The 21,085-nt window shown below is 75.0% G+C and carries 2 protein-coding genes; both read right to left on the bottom strand.

Going from position 1 to position 21,085, the window contains the following annotated elements; translation table 11 throughout:
• Position 1: 1 nt before the first annotated feature.
• Positions 2-4,720 carry a type I polyketide synthase gene (locus tag AC07FV_RS26100; protein ID WP_479089664.1) on the bottom strand — a complete coding sequence of 1,573 codons (4,719 nt, stop codon included), beginning with the start codon at positions 4,718-4,720 and terminating at the stop codon, positions 2-4.
• 20 nt (positions 4,721-4,740) lie between these two features.
• The gene (locus AC07FV_RS26105; protein ID WP_479089665.1) at positions 4,741-21,039 is read right to left on the bottom strand and encodes a type I polyketide synthase; all 16,299 of its coding nucleotides are present in this window, start codon (positions 21,037-21,039) and stop codon (positions 4,741-4,743) included.
• Positions 21,040-21,085 lie beyond the last annotated feature (46 nt).

The raw sequence follows: 21,085 nt of genomic DNA on the forward strand, positions 1-21,085 counted from the left end.
GTCAGTGCTCCCCGTCGTTGGCTTCGACGAGCTTCAGCAGTGCCTCGCCGTCCAGTTCGTCCACCGCGTGCGCGGTCGGTGCTTCCACGTCGTCGGTCTTCTCCCCCGCCAGTCTCAGCAGGGGTTCGAGCAGTCCGGCCTCCCGCAGCCGGGCCGTCGGTACGGCGGCCAGGGCGGCGCGCACGCGCTGTTCCTCGTCGGCCGCGTCCTCGTCGACGTCCGGGGCGATGCCGCACTCCTCGAGGAGGTGCTCGGCGAGTTCGGCGGGCGTCGGGTAGTCGAAGACCACCGTGGCGGTCAGCGACAGGCCGCTGACCGCGGTGAGCCGGTTGCGCATCTCCACGGCGGTGAGCGAGTCGAATCCGAGGTCCCGGAAGGCGCGGTCGGGTTTGATGTCACCGCCGTGCGTGTGCCCGAGCACCAGGGCGGTCTGCGCTCGCACCAGTTCCAGGACCTTCTCGGACCGCTCGTACCGCGGCAGGGCGAGTAGGTCCGCGCGCAGGTCGCCGGGGGCTCCGGCGTCGTCCGCCCCGTCGGCGGACGCGCCGCCCTCCAGCCGGACCAGCAGGGAACTGGGCCGGGAGGAGGTGAACGTCCGCGCGAACACCGGCCAGTCGATGTCCGCCACGGTGACCGTGGGGACGGTGTCCGCGACCGCGTCGGCCATGGCGGTGATCGCCAGGTCCGGGTCCATCGCCAGGACGCCCCGGCGGGCCAGTTCGGCGCCCGCGCCCTCCGCCATGCCCTCCCCGCCCCAGGCGCCGAAAGCGACGCAGGTCGCGGGCGCCCCACGGGACGCCCGCCGCAGGGCCAGGGTCTCCAGCCGGGCGTTGGCGGCGGCGTACGCGGCCTGTCCGGCACCGCCCCAGACGGCGGCGACCGACCCGAACAGCACGAAGGCGTCGAGGTCACCGCAGAGTGCGTCCAGGTTCTCGGCGCCGGCCGCCTTTCCCGCCTGAGCCGCCACCAGGTCGTCCTCGGTGAGTTCGGCCAGCCTGCCCAGGCCCCCTACGCCCGCGGCGTGCACCACGGCGTTCGGCGGGTACGCGGCCAGCAGCGCGGCGACGGCGTCCCGGTCGGAGAAGTCGCAGGAGACCACCGCTGTCTCGGCCCCCAGCTCCGTCAGCTCCGCGACCAGTTCGTCGGCGCCGGGTGCGTCGGCACCCCGCCGACCGGCCAGCACCAGTCGTGCGGCCCCGCCGAGTGCCGCCCACCGGGCGACGCGGGAGCCGAGCGCTCCCGTTCCGCCGGTGATCAGGACGGTGCCCCGCGGGTGCCAGGGCGTGCCGGTGACCGGAGCCGCGGTGACCAGCCGCCGTGCGAGCAGTACGTCCCGCAGGGCGACCTGGTCCTCGGCGGTGACCCCGGAGAGGACCGCGATCAGGGAGGCGTCGCCGACCCCGGTCTCGGGCAGGTCGATCAGCCCTCCCCACAGCGCGGGATGTTCCAACGCGGCCACCCGGCCCAGCGCCCACATGGCGTGGCCGCCTGCCGCGGGGGGCTCCTCGCCCGGCAGCGCCACGGCACCGCGAGAGGCGCACCACAGGCGCGTGTCGGTGTCGGCCAGCGCCTGGACGAGGGCGAGTCCGGTGGCCACGGCGGTGGCGTCGGCCAGGCCGAGCAGGGACAGCACCCCTGCCCAGGGGCGGTCGGCGGAGGAACCCTTCACCAGTGCCTGGAGTTCGGCCGCCGCGTCGGCAGGATCGATCACCTGGACGTGCGGGTGTCCCCCGCTGCGTCGGATCGCTTCGGCGCAGTCGGCGGCGACGTCCCCGTGCTCCGGGTGCGCCAGCACCAACCAGCCGCCCACGAGAACCGGGTCCACGGGGAGGGAGACCGGCTGCCACTCCTCCCGGTAGCGCAGGCTCCGGGAGGAACAGAGGTCGTGCCAACCCGCCAGCACCGACAACGTGTCGTCGAGCCGCTCCCGTTCGTCGTCGGTGTCCACACCGAGCAGCCCGGCCACGGCGTCCGCGTCACCCCCGCGCACGGCGGCCCAGAACGCGTCGTCGGCGCCCTGCCCGCCGGCCCCGCCGGTACGGGAGGCGGGCAGCGGCCAGTACCTCTGCTGCTGGAAGGCGTAGGTGGGGAGGTCCACGACGCGACCGCCCAGGCAGCCGAAGACGGCCCCCCACTCGCACCGCACTCCGGCGACGTGCGCCGCCCCGACCCCCGCGAGCAGGGCACTCACACCCTCACCGCCGACACGCTGCAACGGAACGACGACCACCTCGGAGCGGTCGGCCAGACACAACCCCGCCTGCGCCGACAACACCCCGTCCGGACCGCACTCCACAAACCGGGTGACCCCGGTGCCGTACGCCTCACGCACCGCGTCCGCGAAACGCACCGGCTCCCGCACCTGACCCACCCAGTACTCCGGGGTGTCGATCGCACCCGGAGCGGTGGTGAGCACCGGTATCCGGGGGGCGTGGTAGGTCAACGCCTCGGTGACGGCGGCGAAGTCGGCCAGCATGGGCTCCATCAGGCGGGAGTGGAAGGCGTGCGAGACCGCCAGCCGCTTGACCCGCACATCCTGCGCCCGCAGCCGCTCATCCAGCTCCGTGACCGCATCCGCCGCACCGGAGACCGTCACCGAAGCAGGACCATTCACGGCAGCCAGATCCACGCCCTCGGGCAGCTCCAGCCTGTCCTCGGCCAGCCCGACGGCGAGCATCGCCCCGCCTTCGGGCAGCGCGTCCATCAACCGCCCCCGCGCGGACACCAACGCGCAGGCGTCGTCGAGCGACAGCACCCCCGCGCAGTGCGCCGCCGCCAGCTCACCGATCGAATGGCCCACCAGCACGTCCGGGACCACACCCCAGGACTCCACCAGCCGGAACAGCGCCACCTCCAGCGCGAACAACCCCGCCTGCGCATAGACCGTCCGCTCCAACAGCCCCGCGTCCTCGCCGAACACCACCTCACGCAACGGACGCTCGAGATGGACACCCGCACACACCGCGTCGAAAGCATCCGCGAACACCGGAAACGCCCCGTACAACTCCCGGCCCATCCCCAACCGCTGCGAACCCTGACCCGAGAACAGGAACCCCGTCCCGCCCGAACCCACCTCCCCCGTCACCACACCCACGCCCGGCACACCCTCAGCCACCGACTCCAACCCCGCCAGCAACTCCTCCCGCCCACCACCGACCACCACCGCACGGCACTCCAGCGCAGCCCGCGTCGTCGCCAGCGACAACCCCACATCCACCGCGGCCACCTCAGGCCGCGCCACGAGAAACCCACGCAACCGCCCGGCCTGAGCACGCAGAGACAGCTCGTCCCGCCCGGACAGCACCCACACCCCAACGGACGACGAAGAACCCGACTTCCCGCCGTCCGCCACCGCCCCCTCGGCCTCGACCCCCTCCAGAATCACGTGCGCGTTGGTACCGCTGACACCGAACGAGGACACCCCGGCCCGACGGGGTCGGCCGGTCTCCGGCCAGGGGCGTGTCTCGGTCAGCAGCTCCACCGCGCCCGCCGACCAGTCCACCTGGGGCGTGGGTGCGTCGACGTGCAACGTCTTGGGGAGTACGCCCCGGCGGAGTCCCTCCACCATCTTGATCACACCCGCCATTCCGGCGGCGGCCTGGGTGTGTCCGATGTTGGACTTGATCGAGCCCAGGTACAGGGGTTCCGTACGCTCCTGGCCGTAGGTGGCCAGCAGCGCCTGGGCCTCGATGGGATCACCCAGGGTCGTGCCGGTGCCGTGGGCCTCCACCGCGTCGACCTCGGCCGGTACGAGTGCCGCGCTCGCCAGTGCCTGGCGGATGACGCGCTGCTGCGCGGGGCCGTTGGGGGCGGTGAGGCCGCTCGACGCACCGTCCTGGTTGACCGCGCTGCCGCGCACCACGGCCAGCACCCGGTGCCCGTTGCGCCGGGCGTCCGACAGCCGCTCCACCAGGAGCACACCGACGCCCTCGCCCCAGCCGGTGCCGTCGGCTGCGGCGGCGAACGCCTTGCAGCGGCCGTCGGCGGCGGAGCCCTCCTCCAGGCCGAAGCCGGCGAACATCATCGGCCCGGACATGACCGTGACCCCGCCGACCAGGGCGAGTTCGCACTCGCCGGCGCGCAGCGCCTGCGCGGCGAGGTGCAGCGCCACCAGGGACGAGGAGCAGGCCGTGTCCACGGTGACCGCCGGTCCCCGGAGCCCGAAGGTGTAGGCGAGGCGGCCGGAGAGAACGCTGCCGGCGTTGGCCGTGCCCAGGTAGCCTTCGAGCGCTTCGGGATCGACCACCGACGGGTAGTCGTGGTACATCACGCCGGCGAAGACGCCCGTGCGTCCACCGCGCAGGGTGCGCACGTCGATGCCCGCCCGTTCGAACGCCTCCCAGGACGCTTCGAGGAGCTGCCGCTGCTGCGGATCGGTGGCGGCGGCCTCCCTCGGGCTGATGCCGAACAGTCCGGCGTCGAAGTCGCCGACGTCGTGGACGAATCCGCCGCGGGGTGCGGCCGACGTCCGTGCCGGGTCCCAGCCCCGGTCCGTGGGCAGCGGGCCGAGCGCGTCGGTGCCGGACTCGACGAGTGTCCACAGGTCTTCCGGGGAGCGGACGCCGCCGGGGTACCGGCAGGCCATGCCGATCACGGCTATCGGTTCGCGCGACCGGTGCTCCAGTTCGCGTACGCGGCGGTTGGCGTCGCGCAGTTGTGTCGTGGCCCGCTTCAGGTAAGCGAGCAGTTTCTCGTGCTGGGCCGGGTCCGTGTCGCTCATGATCTGCTGTTCGCGTCCTCTCACGGCGTCTCGAACTCGGAGTCGAGGAGGTCGAAGACCTCGTCGATCGAGGCGGAGTCCAGGTTGTCGTCGTCCCGCCCGGTCTGCTCGCCCTGGCACCGGTCGGCCAGGGACCGCAGCCGGGCCGCGAGCCGGGCCCGGTCCTCCTCGTCGCCGTCCAGCCGCGTCAGGTCTGCTTCCAGCCGGGCCAGTTCGGCCAGCAGTCGGTCGGCCTCCCGTACCGGTTCGGGAGCGAGTTCGGCGCGGAGTCGGCGGGCGAGTTCGGTGCAGTTCGGGTGGTCGAACACGAGCGTGGCGGGCAGCCGCAGCCCGGTGGAGGCGGCCAGCCGGTTGCGCAGCTCCACGCCGGTCAGGGAGTCCATGCCGAGTTCCAGGAAGCCCCGGTCGACGTCGACTTCACCTGGGGTGGCGAAGCCGAGGGTGGCGGCAACCTGGCCGCGGACCAGGTCGAGCACGACGCGCCGCTGGTCCGCCTCGGGCACTCCGGAGAGCGCGGCCCGCAGGACGGCGGGGTCACCCGAACCGGTCTGGGACCGCCGCTTCTGACGGGGAACCAGCGTCCTGAACAGCGGGGGCACCAGGTCGCGTCCCCGAAGGGCCGCCGGCCGGAAGGCCATCGGCACGACCAGCGGCCGGTCGGCGGCACAGGCCGCCGAGAAGGCGGCCATGCCGTCCTCCGTGGTGAGCGTGCTCATGCCGGAGCGGGTCACGCGGCGCACGTCGGCGTCGGTGAGCGTCCCGGTCAGGCCGGTGCGTTCGGCCCACGGCCCCCAGGCCAGCGACACCGCGGGCAGCCCCAGCCGGCGGCGGTGCGCGGCGAAGGCGTCCAGGAACACGTTGGCCGCCGCGTAGTTGCCTTGCCCCGCCCCGCCGAGCACACCGGCCGCGGAGGAGAACAGTGCGAACGCCGTGAGGTCGGCGTCCCGGGTCAGCTCGTGCAGGTTGACCGCACCTCGCACCTTGGGCCCGAGCACGCGCGCGACACTCCGGTCCGTCATCCGGGTGATCACGCCGTCGTCCAGGACGGCGGCGGTGTGCACCACCGCGGTCAGCGGGTGCCGCGCGGGGATCCGGGCCAGGGTGTCGGCCAGTGCCTCCCGGTCGGCCACGTCGCAGGCGGCGACGGTCGCCCGGGCTCCCAGGTCCGCCAGTTCGGCGACCAGCTCCTCGGCGCCGGGGGCGGCGGGGCCGCTGCGGCTGACGAGCAGGAGGTGCCGTACCCCGTGGTGTCGCACCAGGTGCCGGGCGAGGGCGCTGCCGAGGGTGCCGGTGGCGCCGGTGACGAGGACCGTGCCGTCGGCGGTCTCCAGGCCGGTGGGCGGCTCCGGTTCCGTCCCGTCGGTCCGTCCTCCGGGTACGGGCATGCGGACCAGCCGGGGCGCCAGGACCCGTCCGCCGCGTACGGCGACCTCGGTCTCCCCGGCCTCCAGGGCGGCGACGACGGCCCGGTGCAGGAGCACGGGGTCCGGATCGGCCGCCGGGTCGAGGTCGACCAGCAGGAACCGGCCGGGGTGTTCGGCCTGCGCGGAGCGCACCAGGCCGCGTACGGGGGCGTTGACCAGGTCCGTCAGGTCGTCGTCATCCGTGGCGACCGCGCCCCGGGTGACCAGCACCAGGGGTTGTCCGGTGCGCTGTTCGTCGGCGATCCGGTCACGGACGAGGCCGAGGGCCCGGGTGACGGCCTCCTCCACGGCGTCGGCCGTGCCGGCTCCGGCGGCGGGGCCGACGAACGGTGCGACGACGAGGTCGGCCTCGTCGGGCTTCGTCTCGCCGAACGCCCCGTCCAGCCAGGTGTCGTCCCCGAGCAGGGCGAGCCGGCCGGGAGCGGCGTCGGAGAGCGGCACCTCGGTGCCCCAGTCCACGTGCAGGAGTGTGTCGGCCAGACCGTGGCGGACAGCGGCCAGTTCGGCGCCCGCCGGCCGCGCCACCAGGGCCCCCACCCCGCCGACCGGGATTCCGGTGTCGTCGAAGAGTTCCAGGCCGACGCCGTCGTCGGACTCGGTGAGCCGCACCCGGAGGGTCACGGCACCGGTGGCGCTCAGCGTCACCTCCCGCCACATGAAGGGGAGGTCGGCGGTACGGCCGGCCTCGGTGCCGTCGCGCAGGCGGCGCAGCAGGCCGATGCCGTGCAGGGCCGCGTCGAACAGCGCCGGGTGAAGGAGGAAGCCCTTGTCGGACACCTCGTCGGACAGACGCACCTCGGCGTACAGCGCGCCGTCACGGTGCCAGGCTCCGGTGAGCGCCCGGAAGGCCGGGCCGTAGCTGTAGCCGGCGTCGGCGATGGCGTCGTAGAAGCCGGTGAGTTCGACCGGCTCGGCGCCCGGCGGAGGCCAGGTGGTGAGCGAGCGGGCGGCGGGGGCGACGGCGGGTGCCAGGGTGCCGGTGGCGTGCCGGACCCACGGGGCGTCCTGGAGTTCGGCGTCGCGTGCGTGGACGGCCACCTCCCGGCGGCCCGTCTCGCCGGCGGCGCCGACCGTGAGCTGCACCTCCACGGCGTGGTCCTCGCCCAGCACCAGGGGGGTGCCCAGGGCGAGTTCCTCCAGTACCGGGGCCTGTACCCGGGCGCCGGCGTGCAGGGCCATCTCCACGAAGGCGGTGCCCGGCAGCAGGACGGCGCCGAGAACGGCGTGGTCGGCCAGCCAGGGCTGGGTGCGTGCGGACAGCCGCCCGGTGAACACGGTGCTCGCGCCGTCGGCGAGGGTCAGCGTGGCGGTCAGCAGCGGGTGCCCGGTGCCGCTCAGGCCGGCCGCGCCGAGGTCGCCGACGCCCGGGGACGCGGTGTCGAGCCAGTACCGCTCCCGCTGGAACGGGTACACCGGCAGCGGGACCGTCCGCACCGGCAGTCCCGCGAGGGGTGCGGTGAGGTCGGCCGTGCCCCCGTGGGTGTGGAGTTCGGCGACGGAGAGGAGGAAGCGCTCCATGCCGCCCTGGTCGCGGCGGAGCGTACCGAGCACGGTGACCTCGCCCGGGGCGAGGTCGGGGATGTCGTCGAGGATCTCGCCGAGCGAGGGCGCGAGGACCGGGTGCGGACCGATCTCCACCAGGAACCGGGCACCCTGCTCCACCAGCCCCCGCACGCCCCGGTCCAGGTCGACGGGGGTGACGAGGTTCCGCTGCCAGTAGGCGGCGTCGAGGAGTTCTCCGTCGGTCCGCTCGCCGGTGACCGTGGAGTGGAAGGGGACGGCGCCCGTCGTGGGGCCGAGTCCCGTGAGCAGGTCCGCCAGTTCCCGGGCCGCCGGCTCCACCTGGGCGCAGTGGGAGGAGAAGTCCACTCGGATACGTCTCGCCCGGACGCCGTCCGCCTCGCAGGCGGCGAGGAAGTCGCCCAGTGCCTCGCGCTCCCCGGCGACCACGCTCCACGCGGGGCTGTTGATCCCGGCCAGGGAGAGCCGCGTGCCCCACGGCTCCAGCAGCTCGCGGGTCCGGTCGGCCGGCAGGGCCACGGACGCCATGCCGCCGAGGCCGGCCAGCGGGAGGAGCACCTTGCCGCGCAGGGCGACGACCCGGGCCGCCTCGGCGCGCGTGAGGACACCGGAGGCGTAGGCGGCGGCGATCTCGCCCTGCGAGTGGCCGAGGACCATGTCGGGTTCGACGCCGTGGGCCCGCCAGAGGGCGACGAGCGCCGCGGTCACACCGAAGAGCACGACCGGTGTCACGTCGACCCGGTCCAGCGGCGGGGCGCCCTCGGCGCCGCGCAGCACGTCGATCAGCGACCAGTCCAGGTGGCGGGCGAACTCCTCGCCGCACGCGTACAGCTCGGCGGCGAAGACCTCGGAGGTCTCCATCAGTTCGACGGCCATGCCCTCCCACTGGCCGCCCTGGCCGGGGAAGACGAAGGCGACCTTCCCGGCGCGCTCCACGCCCTGGACCAGGTGCGGCGCGGCCTCGCCGCGGGCGAGGGCGCGGAGCGCGGCCCGGCGGTCGGCGTCGGATGCGGCGACCACGGCGGCGCGGTGTCCGAGCAGGGCCCGGGTGGCGGTCAGCGAGTGGGCGACATCCGCGGGATGGGCGGCGGGTGCGGCGTCCAGGTGCTCGAGGAGTCGCAGGGCCTGGCCCCGCAGCGCCGCCGCGCCCCGGGCGGACAGCAGCCACGGTGCCACCACGCCGTCGAGTTCGGGAGCCCGTTCGGGCTCGGGAGCCCGGTCGGACTCGGGTTCCCGACCGGCCCCGGGGGCACGCTCCGGGTCCTGGGCCGGCGCGGGCTGTTCCACGTACTGCTCCAGGACCAGGTGGGCGTTGGTGCCGCTGCCGCCGAAGGAGGACACGCCGGCCCGTCGGGGGCGCCCCCCGGTGTCGGGCCAGGGGGTGGTCTCCGTCAGCAGCTCGACCGCCCCGGTCGACCAGTCGACGTGCGGGGTGGGCGCGTCGATGTGCAGGGTCCGGGGCAGGACGCCCTCGCGCAGCGCCATGACCGTCTTGATGACGCCCCCCACGCCGGCCGCCGACTGGGTGTGACCGATGTTCGACTTCACCGAGCCGAGCCACAGCGGCCGGTCCTCGGCGCGGTTCTGGCCGTACGTCGCCAGGATCGACTGCGCCTCGATGGGGTCCCCGAGGGTGGTGCCCGTGCCGTGCGCCTCGACGGTGTCGATGTCGGCGGCGTCCAGACCTGAGTTGGCCAGTGCCTGGCGGATGACCTTCTGCTGGGCGCGGCCGCTGGGCGCGGTGAGGCCGTTGGAGGCGCCGTCCTGGTTGACGGCGGTGCCGCGGATCAGCGCCAGGACCGGGTGCCCGGCGCGCAGCGCGTCCGAGAGGCGCTCCACCAGGATCATGCCGACCCCTTCGCCCCAGCCGGTGCCGTCGGCCGCCGCGGCGAACGGCTTGCACCGGCCGTCGGCGGCGAGGCCGCGCTGGCGGCTGAACTCCGTGAAGGAGGCGGGGGTGGCCAGGACCGCGGCGCCGCCCGCGACCGCCAGGTCGCATTCGTTGTTCCGCAGTGCCCGGCAGGCCAGGTGGATGGCGACGGCGGAGGACGAGCAGGCGGTGTCGACGGTGGCGGCCGGCCCTTCGAGGCCGAAGGTGTAGGAGATGCGGCCGGAGGCGGCGGCGGTACCGGTGCCGGCGAGGAAGAAGCCCTCGGCCTCGTTGCCCGGCTGCTGGGCCCCGATGCCGTAGCCGACGAAGGAGGTGCCGACGAAGACGCCCGTCGAGCTGCCCCGCAGGGAGGACGGGTCGATCGTGGCCCGTTCCATCGCCTCCCAGGTCGCCTCCAGCAGCAGCCGCTGCTGCGGGTCGGTGGCCACCGCCTCGCGGGGGCTGATACCGAAGAGGGACGCGTCGAAGTGGGAGGCGTCCGCGAGGAATCCGCCCTCCTTGACGTAGGAGGTGCCGGGGTGGTCGGGGTCGGGGTGGTAGAGGTGCTCCACGTCCCAGCCGCGGTCCGACGGGAAGGGCCCCATGGCGTCGGTGCCGTCCAGCACGAGCCGCCACAGGTCCTCGGGCGAGTCCACTCCGCCGGCGTACCGGCAGCTCATGCCGATCACGGCCAGCGGCTCGTCCGCGGCGGCGCCGCCGGCTCGGGCCGCGGTGCCCTCGGCGGCGCCCTGCTCGCCGAGCACCTCGACGAGCAGGTGGTCCGCCAGGTCGGCGGGGGTGGGGTGGTCGAACACCAGGGTCGGCGGCAGCTTGCGGCCCGTGGCTGCCTGCAACCGGTTGCGCACGTCGACGGCCATCAGGGAGTCGAAGCCGAGGTCGCGGAAGGCGCGGCCGGCCTCGATCGCGGCGGTGTCGGTGTAGCCCAGCGCGGCGGCGGCGTGTTCCCGTACGAGGTCGAGCAGGTGCCGGGTCCGCTGCGGTCCGGTCAACCCGGCCAGCAGGTCGTGCAGTTCGCCGGTCTCCCCGGGCTGGTCGGCCGGGGTCTCGGGCGTGGCGAGCGCGGCCCGGGCCTCGGGGATGTCCATGATCAGCGGGCGGGCGCGGGCCGCGCTGTAGCCGGGTGCGAAGCGTGCCCAGTCGATGTCGGCGACGGTCAGGCAGGTCTCGTCGGCGTCCAGCGCCCGGTCGAGCGCTTCGAGGGCGAGGCGGGGATCCATGGCGTGCAGTCCGCGCCGGCCGAGTTCCGCGACGGCCCGCCCGTCGTCGGCCATGCCGCCCTCGGCCCAGCCGCCCCAGGCCACGGCGGTGGCCGGCAGTCCCCGGGTGCGGCGGTTCTGGGCCAGGGCGTCGAGTACGGCGTTGCCCGCCGCGTAGGCGGCCTGGCCCGCGCCGCCCCAGACCCCGGCGCCGGAGGAGAAGAGGACGAACGTGCCGACGTCATCGGCCAGTTCGTCCAGGTGCCGGGCCCCCTCGGTCTTGGCGGCCGTCACCGCGGCGAGCTCGGTCTCCCCGCAGTCGGCGAGGGCGGTCGCCTGTGCCACCCCGGCGGCGTGGATCACCGTGTCGGCGGGGTGCTCGGCGAGCAGCGCGGCGACCTGGTTCCGGTCGGTGACGTCGCATGCGGCGACGATCGTCTCGACGCCCCGTGCGGTGAGTTCGGCGGCCAGTTCCCGGGCCCCGGGGGTGTCGGGGCCGCGGCGGCCGGTGAGAACGAGCTTGCGCGCGCCCCGGGCGGCCATGTGGTGGGCGAGGTGCCGTCCGATGCCGCCCGTGCCGCCGGTGATCAGCACGGTGGAGCCGGGCTGCCAGGACCGGACCGGCGTGCTCTGCGGGGCCCGGACCATGCGGCGTACGAAGACGCCGGCTGGCCGGAGCGCCACCTGGTCCTCCGCGGCGGAGTCGGCCGAGTCGGCGGAGTCCCCGGAGGTCTCGGGCTGCCGCGCGATCAGCCGCAGCAGCTTGTTCAGTACCCGCTCGTCCGCTTGCTCCGGCAGGTCGACGAGGCCGCCCCAGCAGTCGGGCCGCTCCAGCGACGACACCAGGCCCAGCCCCCAGGTGGCGGCCTGCGCGATGTCCCGTACCGGGTCCATGCGTCCGACGGAGACGGCGCCGCTGGTGACCAGGTGGACCGGGACCGGGGCCGGGCGGGCGGTCACGGCACGCAGCAGGGCGAGGTTCCGCGCGGCACCGACGCTGATGCCGGGGTGGACGGGGTGCGGGCGGGAGTCGAGGGCGAGCAGCGAGATCACCCCGGACAGCGGCCGTTCCCCGGACGGTTCCCCGGGCGGGTCGGCGGTCACGTGGGCCGTGCCGCCGGCCCGGTCCACCAGCGCGGCGAGCCGGCCGGCCAGGTCGTCCTGCTCCTCCCCCGCGACGATCGCCCAGGTACCGGTCAGCGTGGGACGGCCGGGCCCGGTGAGGGGCGTGTGCCTCCACTCCACCCGGTAGCGCCAGCCGTCCACCGTGGACCGGTCGTGGGAGCGTCGCCGCCACGCCGCGAGGGCGGGCAGTGCGGGGGCCAGGGCGTCGGTGCCCAGGGACTCGGCGAGCGCTTCGGCGTCGCCGCCCTCCACCGCTGCCCAGAAGCGGCCCTCCTCGGCCGTACCGCCCTGGGCGGGGCCGGCCGTCTCCTCCGGGAGGGGCTCCCACCAGTAGCGGTCGCGCTGGAAGGGATAGGTGGGCAGGTCGACGGCCCTGCCCCGGGAGGCCCAGGAGGGGCTGACGCCCCGGACGAACGCTTCGGCGAGCGAGACGGAGAACCGTTCGAGCCCGCCCTCCTCACGGCGCAGCGAGGCCAGCAGCACGGGGTCGGACGCGCCGGCGTCCTCCGCGGTCTCCTGCACGGCCCCGGCGAGCGCCGGGTGGGGGCTGCACTCGACGAAGACGCCGAACCCGTCCGCGAGCAGCGCGCGCGTGGCGGGGGCGAACTGCACGGTCTGCCGCATGTTGCGGTACCAGTACTCCGCGTCCAGTGCGGTGGTGTCGAGCAGTCCGCCGGTGACCGTGGAGTAGAAGGGGAGGCGCGAGGCACGGGGCCGTACGGGCGCCAGCACCGCGAGCGCCTCCTCGCGCAGCGGTTCGACGACGGCCGAGTGCGCCGCGCCCTTGATACGGAGCTTGCGGCACCGTACGCCCTCGGCCTCCAGCTCGGCGAGGAACTCGTCCAGGGGTGCCTCGTCGCCGGCGACGGAGACGGACGACACCCCGTTGACGGCGGCGATGTTGAGCGCGTCGCCCCAGCGTTCCAGTCGCGCCAACGCCTCCTGCGCGGGCAGCGAGACGGAGGCCACCGCCCCCTGGCCGACCACCCGGCACAGCAGGCGGCTGCGGTGGGTGACGACCCGCGCGGCGTCCTCCAGGGACAGCGCGCCGGCGAGGTGGGCGGCGGCGATCTCGCCCTGCGAGTGGCCGACCACCGCCTCCGGCTCGACGCCGTGCTCGCGCCAGAGCCCGGCGAGCGCGACCATCGTCGCGAACAGCACGGGCTGGATGACGTCGGCCCGTGCCATGTCCCCGGCTCCGGGCAGGCCGCGCAGGGTGTCTTCGACCGACCAGTCGAGGTGCTCCTCCAGTGCCTGCGCACAGGTCCGCAGCGTGTTCCGGAAGGTCGCGGACTCCGCCAGCAGCCGGTCGGCCATGCCGGGCCACTGCGAGCCCTGGCCGGGCAGCACGAACGCCACCCGGCCGGTCCGCCCCGCGGTCCCCGTCACCACTCCGGGCGCGGGGGCGCCCTCGGCGAACGCGGTGAGCTGCGCGTGGTGGTCGGGGCCGAGGAGGACGGCGCGGTGCTCGAAACGGGAGCGGGTGGCGGCCAGCGAGTGGGCCACGTCCTGGCCGGCGGGCGCCGGGTCGGTGTCGAGGTGGTCGGCGAGCCGTCGCGCCTGGGCGCGCAGGGCGGCGGGGGTACGGGCGGAGAGCAGCCAGGGCAGGGCGACCTCCGCGCCGCCGTCGGCCGCGGACGGCTCCGCAGCCTGCTCGGGGAGGACCTGCTCGGGGAGGGCCTGTTCGAGGATGGTGTGGGCGTTGGTCCCGCTCATGCCGAAGGACGAGACGGCCGCCCGGCGCGGACGTTCGCCGTCCGCCCACTCGACCCGTTCGGTCAGCAGCCGGACCCCGCTGCCGTCCCAGTCCACGTGCCGGGTGGGCTCGGTGATGTGCAGGGAGCGAGGCAGCACGCCGTGGCGCAGGGCCATCACCGTCTTGATGATCCCGGCGACTCCGGCGGCCGACTGGGTGTGCCCGATGTTGGACTTCAGCGAACCCAGCCACAGCGGCTGTCCCTCGTCGCGTCCGCGCCCGTAGGTGGCCATCAGGGCCTGGACCTCGATGGGGTCGCCGAGTTCCGTGCCGGTGCCGTGCGCCTCGACCGCGTCCACGTCGGCGGTGTTAAGGCCCGCGTCGGCGAGCGCCGCCCGGATGACCCGCTGCTGGGCGGGGCCGTGCGGGGCGGTGAGGCCGTTGGAGGCGCCGTCCTGGTTGACGGCACTGCCGCGCACCACGGCCAGGACCGGGTGCCCGTTGCGGCGCGCGTCGGAGAGCCGCTCGACCAGGAGCATGCCGACGCCCTCGCCCCAGCCGGTGCCCTCGGCGTCGGAGGAGAAGGCCCGGCAACGGCCGCCGGGCGCGAGCGCGCCGCCCTGCGCGGCGTCGGTGAAGATGCCCGGTACCGACATGACGGTGGCGCCGCCGGCCAGCGCCATCGCGCACTCTCCGCGCCGCAGTGCCCCGATGGCCAGGTGCAGTGCCACCAGCGACGACGAACACGCGGTGTCCACGGTCACCGCCGGCCCCTCGAGTCCGAAGGTGTAGGCGAGCCGGCCGGAGATGACGCTCGTCGCGGTGCCGGTGAGGACGTGCGGGCGGGAGCCGTCGGGGACGTCGAACCGGCCGAGGCCGTATCCGGAGGTGGCGGTGCCGACGTAGACGCCGGTGGAGGTGGCGCGCAGTTCCGCCGGGTCGACGCCGGCCCGCTCGAAGGCCTCCCAGGAGGTCTCCAGCAGCAGCCGCTGCTGGGGGTCCATCGCCAGCGCCTCGCGGGGCGAGATGCCGAAGAACGCCGGGTCGAATCCGCCGGCGTCCTGGAGGAAGCCGCCCTCGAAGGTCCGCCGGTCGTCGGTCTTGCCGCTCTCGCCGTAGATGTGGGCGAGGTCCCAGGCGCGGTCGGTGGGGAAGTCGCCGACGGCGTCGGTCTCCTCGGTGAGGAGCCGCCACAACGCCTCGGGGGTGTCGGCCCCGCCGGGGAAGCGGCAGGCCATGCCGACGATCGCGACGGGGTCGCCGGCGGTCTCCGCACGGAAGGTGGCGGGCACGGCGGGTGCGGGCGCCGCGAGGTCGCCGAGGACCTCCGTGACGAGGTGCGCGGCGAGTGCCTCGGGGGTCGGGTGGTCGAAGACGAGGGTCGCGGGCAGCCTGCGGCCGGCCGTCCGGCCGATGCGGTTGCGCAGTTCCACCGAGGTCAGCGAGTCGAAGCCGAGGTCCTTGAAGGGCCGTGACGGGTCCACCAGGTCCGGTGACGCGAAGCCGAGCACCGACGCGACCAGACCGCGTACCAGGTCGAGCGCGGTGCGGGCCCGGTCCTCCGCGGACAGTCGGCGCAGCCGCTCGGCGAGGCCGCCGGGGGCGACGCCGCGGTCGGCGACCCGCCGTGCGGGACGGACCAGGCCGTGCAGCAGCGGGGGCAGGGTCGCCGGGGAGGCGGCGAGGCGGGCGGTGTCCAAGGCGGTGGGGAGCAGCGCCGGGTCGGGCAGTGCCAGGGCGGCGTCCAGCAGGCCGAGGCCCCGCTCGGGGCTCAGCGGCGGGAACCCGGAGCGGCGGATGCGGGCCGCCTCGGACTCGGTGAGCGCGTCGGCCATGCCGCCGGTGCCGGCCCAGGGGCCCCAGGCGAGGGACAGCGCGGGCAGTCCTCGGGCTTGCCGGTGACGGGCGAGGGCGTCCAGGTAGGCGTTGGCCGCGGCGTAGTTGGCCTGTCCGGGGCTGCCGAAGGTCCCGGACATCGAGGAGTACATGACGAACGCGGCCAGGTCGGCGCCGGCGGTCGCCTCGTGCAGGGTGAACGCTGCCGTCTTGGGCGCGAGGACGGCCCCGAGCCGGTCCTCGGTGAGCGACTCCACCAGGCCGTCGTCGAGGACGCCCGCCGCGTGCACGACGGCGGTGAGCGGATGCCGTGCCGGGACTTCGGCGAGCAGGGCCGCGAGTGCCTCGGGATCGGTGACGTCACAGGCCGCGACGGTGACCTCGGCTCCCAGGGCGGTCAGTTCGGCGCTCAGTGCGGCGGCGCCGTCGGCCTCCGCTCCCCGGCGTCCGACCAGCAGCAGCCGGCGCAGGCCGTGTGCCAGCACCAGGTGCCGGGCGGTGAGGGCGCCGAGCGCACCCGTACCCCCCGTGACCAGCACCGTGCCCTCCGGGTCCCATGCGGCCGGTACCGACAGCACGACCTTGCCCACGTGCCGGGCCTGGCTCACGAAACGGAAGGCGTCCGGCGCCCGCCGCACGTCGAAGACCCGCACCGGGGGCACCACCAACACGCCCGCCGCGAACAGAGCCAGGACCTCGGCGAGGATCTCCCCGATCCGCTCCGGCCCCGCCTCCCGCAGGTCGAACGCGCGGTAGGCGCACCCGGTGAAGGCGTCCGCCTCCCGCACGTCGGCCTTGCCCATCTCCACGAACCGTCCCCCGGGCGCCAGCAACCGCGCCGAGGCGTCCACGAACTCACCGGCCAAGGCGTTGAGCACCACATGCACCCCGCGCCCACCGGTCCGCTCCCGGAACACCCCCTCGAAGTCCAGGTCCCGCGACGACGCGAGGTGCTCCGCGTCGAGGCCGGTGGCCGCCCACTTCGCGGGCGACGCCGTCCCGTACACCTCCGCGCCCAGATGGCGCGCCACCTGCACCGCCGCCATCCCGACGCCACCGGCGGCCGCGTGCACCAGCACCGACTCGCCGGCCGACAAGCCCGCCAGGTCCACCAGCCCGTAGTACGCCGTGACGAAGGCGATCGGCACCGCCGCCGCCTGTGGGAAGCCCCACCCGTGCGGCATCTGCGCCAGCAGCCGCTCGTCGGTCACCGCCACCGGGCCCATCGCGCCGTCGAAGAACCCCATCACCCGGTCCCCCGCCGCGCAGCGGGTCACCCCGGGGCCCACCTCCAGCACCACGCCGGCGGCCTCGCCCCCCACCAGCACCTCGCCCGGGTACATCCCCAGCACGTTCAGTACGTCACGGAAGTTGACTCCGGCCGCACGCACCGCCACCCGCACCTGGCCCGGGCGCAGCTCGCCCTCCGCGTCCGGCGCCGGGAGCAGCGCCACGTTCTCCACCGCGCCGCGCTCCGTCACGCCCACCCGCCACGCCTCGCCGGGAGGCGGCAGGAGGCCGCGGTCCGCCGCCGTGAGCCGTGCGGCGAGGACGGTGTCCCCGCGTACGGCGGTCTGCGGGTCGCCGGACATGATCGCGAGGGCGAGCGCCCGGGCGTCGTACTCGGCGGAGGGGTCCAGATCGACCAGGACGATGCGGCCGGGGTGCTCCGACTGCGCCGAACGCACCAGGCCCCATACGGCGGCTCCCGCCACGTCGGGCAGGGTGTCGGCGGGGTCCGCCTGTACCGCGCCCCGGGTGGCGACGATCAGGCTGCTGTCCGCGTACCGCTCGTCGCCGAGCCAGGACCGCAGCAGTCCGAGCACCTCGGTGGTCCGTGCGAGTACGGCCCGCGTGCCGGTCGGGACGTGCGCGTCCGGGCAGGCGGACAGCACGAGATGGGTGGGTGTCCGGCCGCTGTCGGCGAGGTCGCCGAGCGTGCCCGTCCGATCGACGAGCGGCTCGCCGCCCCCGGTCTGCGCCAACGCCCCGGGCTCGGGTCCGGCCGCCGGGACCGGCGTCCACTCCAGCCGGTAGAGGTCGTCGGGCCGGCGCGCCTCGTCGGTGAAGGCCGGGGCGGGCCGGGTGACGACACGCTCCACGGTGACGACCGGGCTGCCCGCCGGGTCGACCGCCCGCACCCGGACACCGTCGCCGTCGTTCGCGGGCGAGACCCGGGCACGCAGGAGTGTCGCCCCGGAGGCCCAGAGCGTCACCCCGGACCAGGAGAAGGGCAGGCCGGTCCCCGTGCCGTCTCCCTGCACGGCAACCGACTGGAGCGCGGCGTCGAGCAGGGCCGGGTGCAGCCCGAAGCCGGTGGCGGCGCTCTCCGGCAGGGCGAGTTCGGCGAAGACGTCCCGACCGCGCGTCCACACGGCGGCCACGCCTCGGAACAGCGTGCCGTATTCCAGCCCGGCGGCGCCGAGCCGCTCGTAGAGCGCGGCCGGGTCGGCGGCTGCGGCGCCCTGCGGCGGCCATGCGCCGACGAGTTCGGGGTCCTCGGCGACGGCCGGGGGCCGGGGGGCGAGGACGCCGGTGGCGTGCCGGGTCCAGGGACGGTCCGGCCAGCCGTCGAACGTGCCCCCGTCCTCGCGCCGGGAGTGCAGGGTGAGGGTCCGTCTGCCCTCGTCGTCGGCGGCTCCCACGGCCAGCTGCACCTGCACCGCGCCGTCCTCGGGCACGACCAGCGGCGCCTCCAGCACCAGTTCGTCCAGCCGCTCGGTTCCCGCCTGCTCACCGGCTCGCACCGCGAGGTCCACGAACGCCGTGCCGGGTACCACGATCCGTCCGTGCACCCGGTGCTCCGCCAGCCAGGGCTGGGTGGCCGTCGAGATCCGGGCGGTGAAGAGGTACCCGTCGTCCTCCGCGAGCGCGATCCCCGCGCCCAGCAGCGGGTGATCGGTGACGCCGAGGCCGGCGGACGCGACATCACCGGCCCAGGAGACACCGGAGGGCCAGTAGTGGTCGGGGGCGAAGGCGTACACGGGCAGCGCGACACGCCGGCCGCGCCCGCGTGCGAACACGGCGGCCCGGTCGAGATGCGCACCGCGCGCGTGGACGCACGCGAGGGCACGCAGCAGGGTGGCGTGCTCGTCGTGGCCGGGACGCAGGGCGGGGGCGGTGGTCGCGTCCTCGGTGAGGTGAGGGACCAGGGCGGAGAGCACACCGTCCGGGCCGAGTTCGAGGAACACGCCGGCACCGGTGTCACTGGCCTGGCGCACCGCGTCCGCGAAACGGACCGGCTCACGCACCTGACCCACCCAGTACTCCGGGGTGTCGATCGCACCGGGAGCCGTGATGCGGACCGGGATCTGCGGGGTGTGGTACGTCAACGACTGCGCGACGGCCGCGAAGTCGGCCAGCATCGGCTCCATCAGGCGGGAGTGGAAGGCGTGCGAGACGGCCAGGCGCTTCACCCGTATCTCCTGTGCCCGCAGCCGCTCCTCCAGTTCGGAGACCGCCTCCGCCTCACCGGAGACCGTCACCGACGTAGGCCCGTTGACCGCCGCCAGGTCCACCCCTTCAGGCAGCTCCAGATCCTCCTCGGCCACCTCCACGGCCAGCATCGCCCCACCCTCGGGCAACGCGTCCATCAGACGCCCCCGCGCCGAGACAAGAGCGCAGGCATCCTCCAGCGACAACACCCCCGCCACATGCGCCGCCGCCAGCTCACCGATGGAATGCCCCACCAGCACGTCCGGGACCACACCCCAGGACTCCACCAGCCGGAACAGCGCCACCTCCAGCGCGAACAACCCCGCCTGCGCATAGACGGTCCGCTCCAGCAGCCCCGCGTCCTCGCCGAACACCACCTCACGCAACGGACGCTCGAGATCGACACCCGCACACACCGCGTCGAAGGCCTCCGCGAACACCGGAAACGCCTCGTACAGCTCCCGCCCCATCCCCGACCGCTGCGAACCCTGACCCGAGAACAGCAGCGCCAGGCCGTCCTGCGCGGCCCTGTCACACACCACCGACGGCGTGTCCTCGCCGTCGGCCAACGCCCGTAGGCCGGCCAGCAGTTCCTCCCGGCCGGCACCGAGCACCACAGCCCGGTGTTCCAGCGCCGCGCGCCCCGTCGCCAGGGAGTGACTCACATCGGCCGGGTGGGCCTGGGCGGCCACCGGCAGCAGCCGTCCGGCCTGGCGGCGCAGCGCGTCGGCGGAGCGGCCGGACAGCGGCCACGCCAGGAGTCCGTCCTCCGTACCCGCACCGGCCTCGGCGGTCTCCTCCGCGGCGCTCGCGGCGGGCGCCTCCTCCAGGATGACGTGGGCGTTGGTACCGCTCACCCCGAACGACGACACACCGGCCCGGCGCGGCCGCTCCCCCCGGGGCCAGGACCTTCCGTCGGTGAGCAGCTCCACCGCGCCCGCGGACCAGTCGACCTGCGCGGACGGCTCGTCCACGTGCAGCGTCCGGGGCAGCCGCTCGTGGCGCAGCGCCTGCACCATCTTGATGACGCCGGCGACACCCGCCGCGGCCTGCGCGTGCCCGATGTTGGACTTGACCGAGCCGAGCAGCAGCGGGCGCCCCTCGGGCCGGTCCTGGCCGTAGGCGGCGAGCAGCGCCTGTGCCTCGATCGGGTCCCCCAGCCTGGTACCCGTACCGTGCGCCTCGACCGCGTCCACGTCGGACGCGGAGAGGCGGGCGTCGGCGAGCGCCTGGAGGATGACGCGTTGCTGGGACGGTCCGTTGGGGGCGGTGAGTCCGTTGGACGCGCCGTCCTGGTTGACGGCGCTGCCGCGCACCACCGCCAGCACCTCGTGGCCGTTGCGCACGGCGTCGGAGAGCCGCTCGACCAGCAGCACGCCGACGCCCTCGGACCAGCCGGTGCCGTCGGCGTCCACGGAGAAGGACTTGCAGCGGCCGTCGGCGGCCAGTCCGCGCTGCCTCGTGAACTCGGTGAACACGCCGGGTGTGGCCATGACCGTGACGCCACCGGCCAGGGCGAGCGTGCTCTCGCCGCTGCGCAGCGAACGGCAGGCCAGGTGCAGGGCGACCAGCGACGACGAACACGCCGTGTCCAGGGTCACCGCGGGCCCTTCCAGGCCGAGGGTGTAGGCGACCCGGCCGGAGATCACGGCGGTCGCGCCCCCGGTCAACTGGTGTCCCACGGAGCCGGGTTCGTTCGCCAGCAGCCGCAGGTAGCCCTGGTCGTTGCCGCCCGCGAACACGCCGGTGCGGGTGCCGCGGACCGAGTGGGGGTCGATGCCGGCGTGCTCGAACACCTCCCAGGCCGCCCGGAGCAGCAGCCGTTGCTGGGGGTCCATCGCCAGCGCCTCGCGGGGGGAGACACCGAAGAAGTCGGCGTCGAAGGCGGTCGCGTCGTGGACGAAGCCGCCCCGGCGTGCGGAGCTGTGCCCCTCGCCGTCCGGGTCGCCTTCGAAGAGCCGGGGCAGGTCCCAGCCGCGGTCCTCGGGGAAGTCGGAGATCGCGTCCTGCTCCGCGGCCACCAACCGCCACAGGTCTTCGGGCGTGTGGACGTCGCCCGGGTAGCGGCAGCTCATGCCGATGATCGCGATCGGCTCCTGGTCGGCGGCCTCTCGGTCGCGCAGCTTCTGCTTCGTCCTGCGCAGATCGATCGTGACCAGCTTGAGGTAGTCCCGGAGCGTCTCGTCCTCTGCCATCTGCCAGTGCCTCCCAGGCTCCCGCTCGGCCACGGTCCTCCCGGAG

It is taken from the genome of Streptomyces sp. NPDC045956 (assembly GCF_056430705.1).

Coding starts and splice junctions, on each gene's coding strand:
- AC07FV_RS26100 (WP_479089664.1), bottom strand. CDS start 4,720: ATGAGCGACACGGACCCGGCCCAGCACGAGAAACTGCTCGCTTACCTG.
- AC07FV_RS26105 (WP_479089665.1), bottom strand. CDS start 21,039: ATGGCAGAGGACGAGACGCTCCGGGACTACCTCAAGCTGGTCACGATC.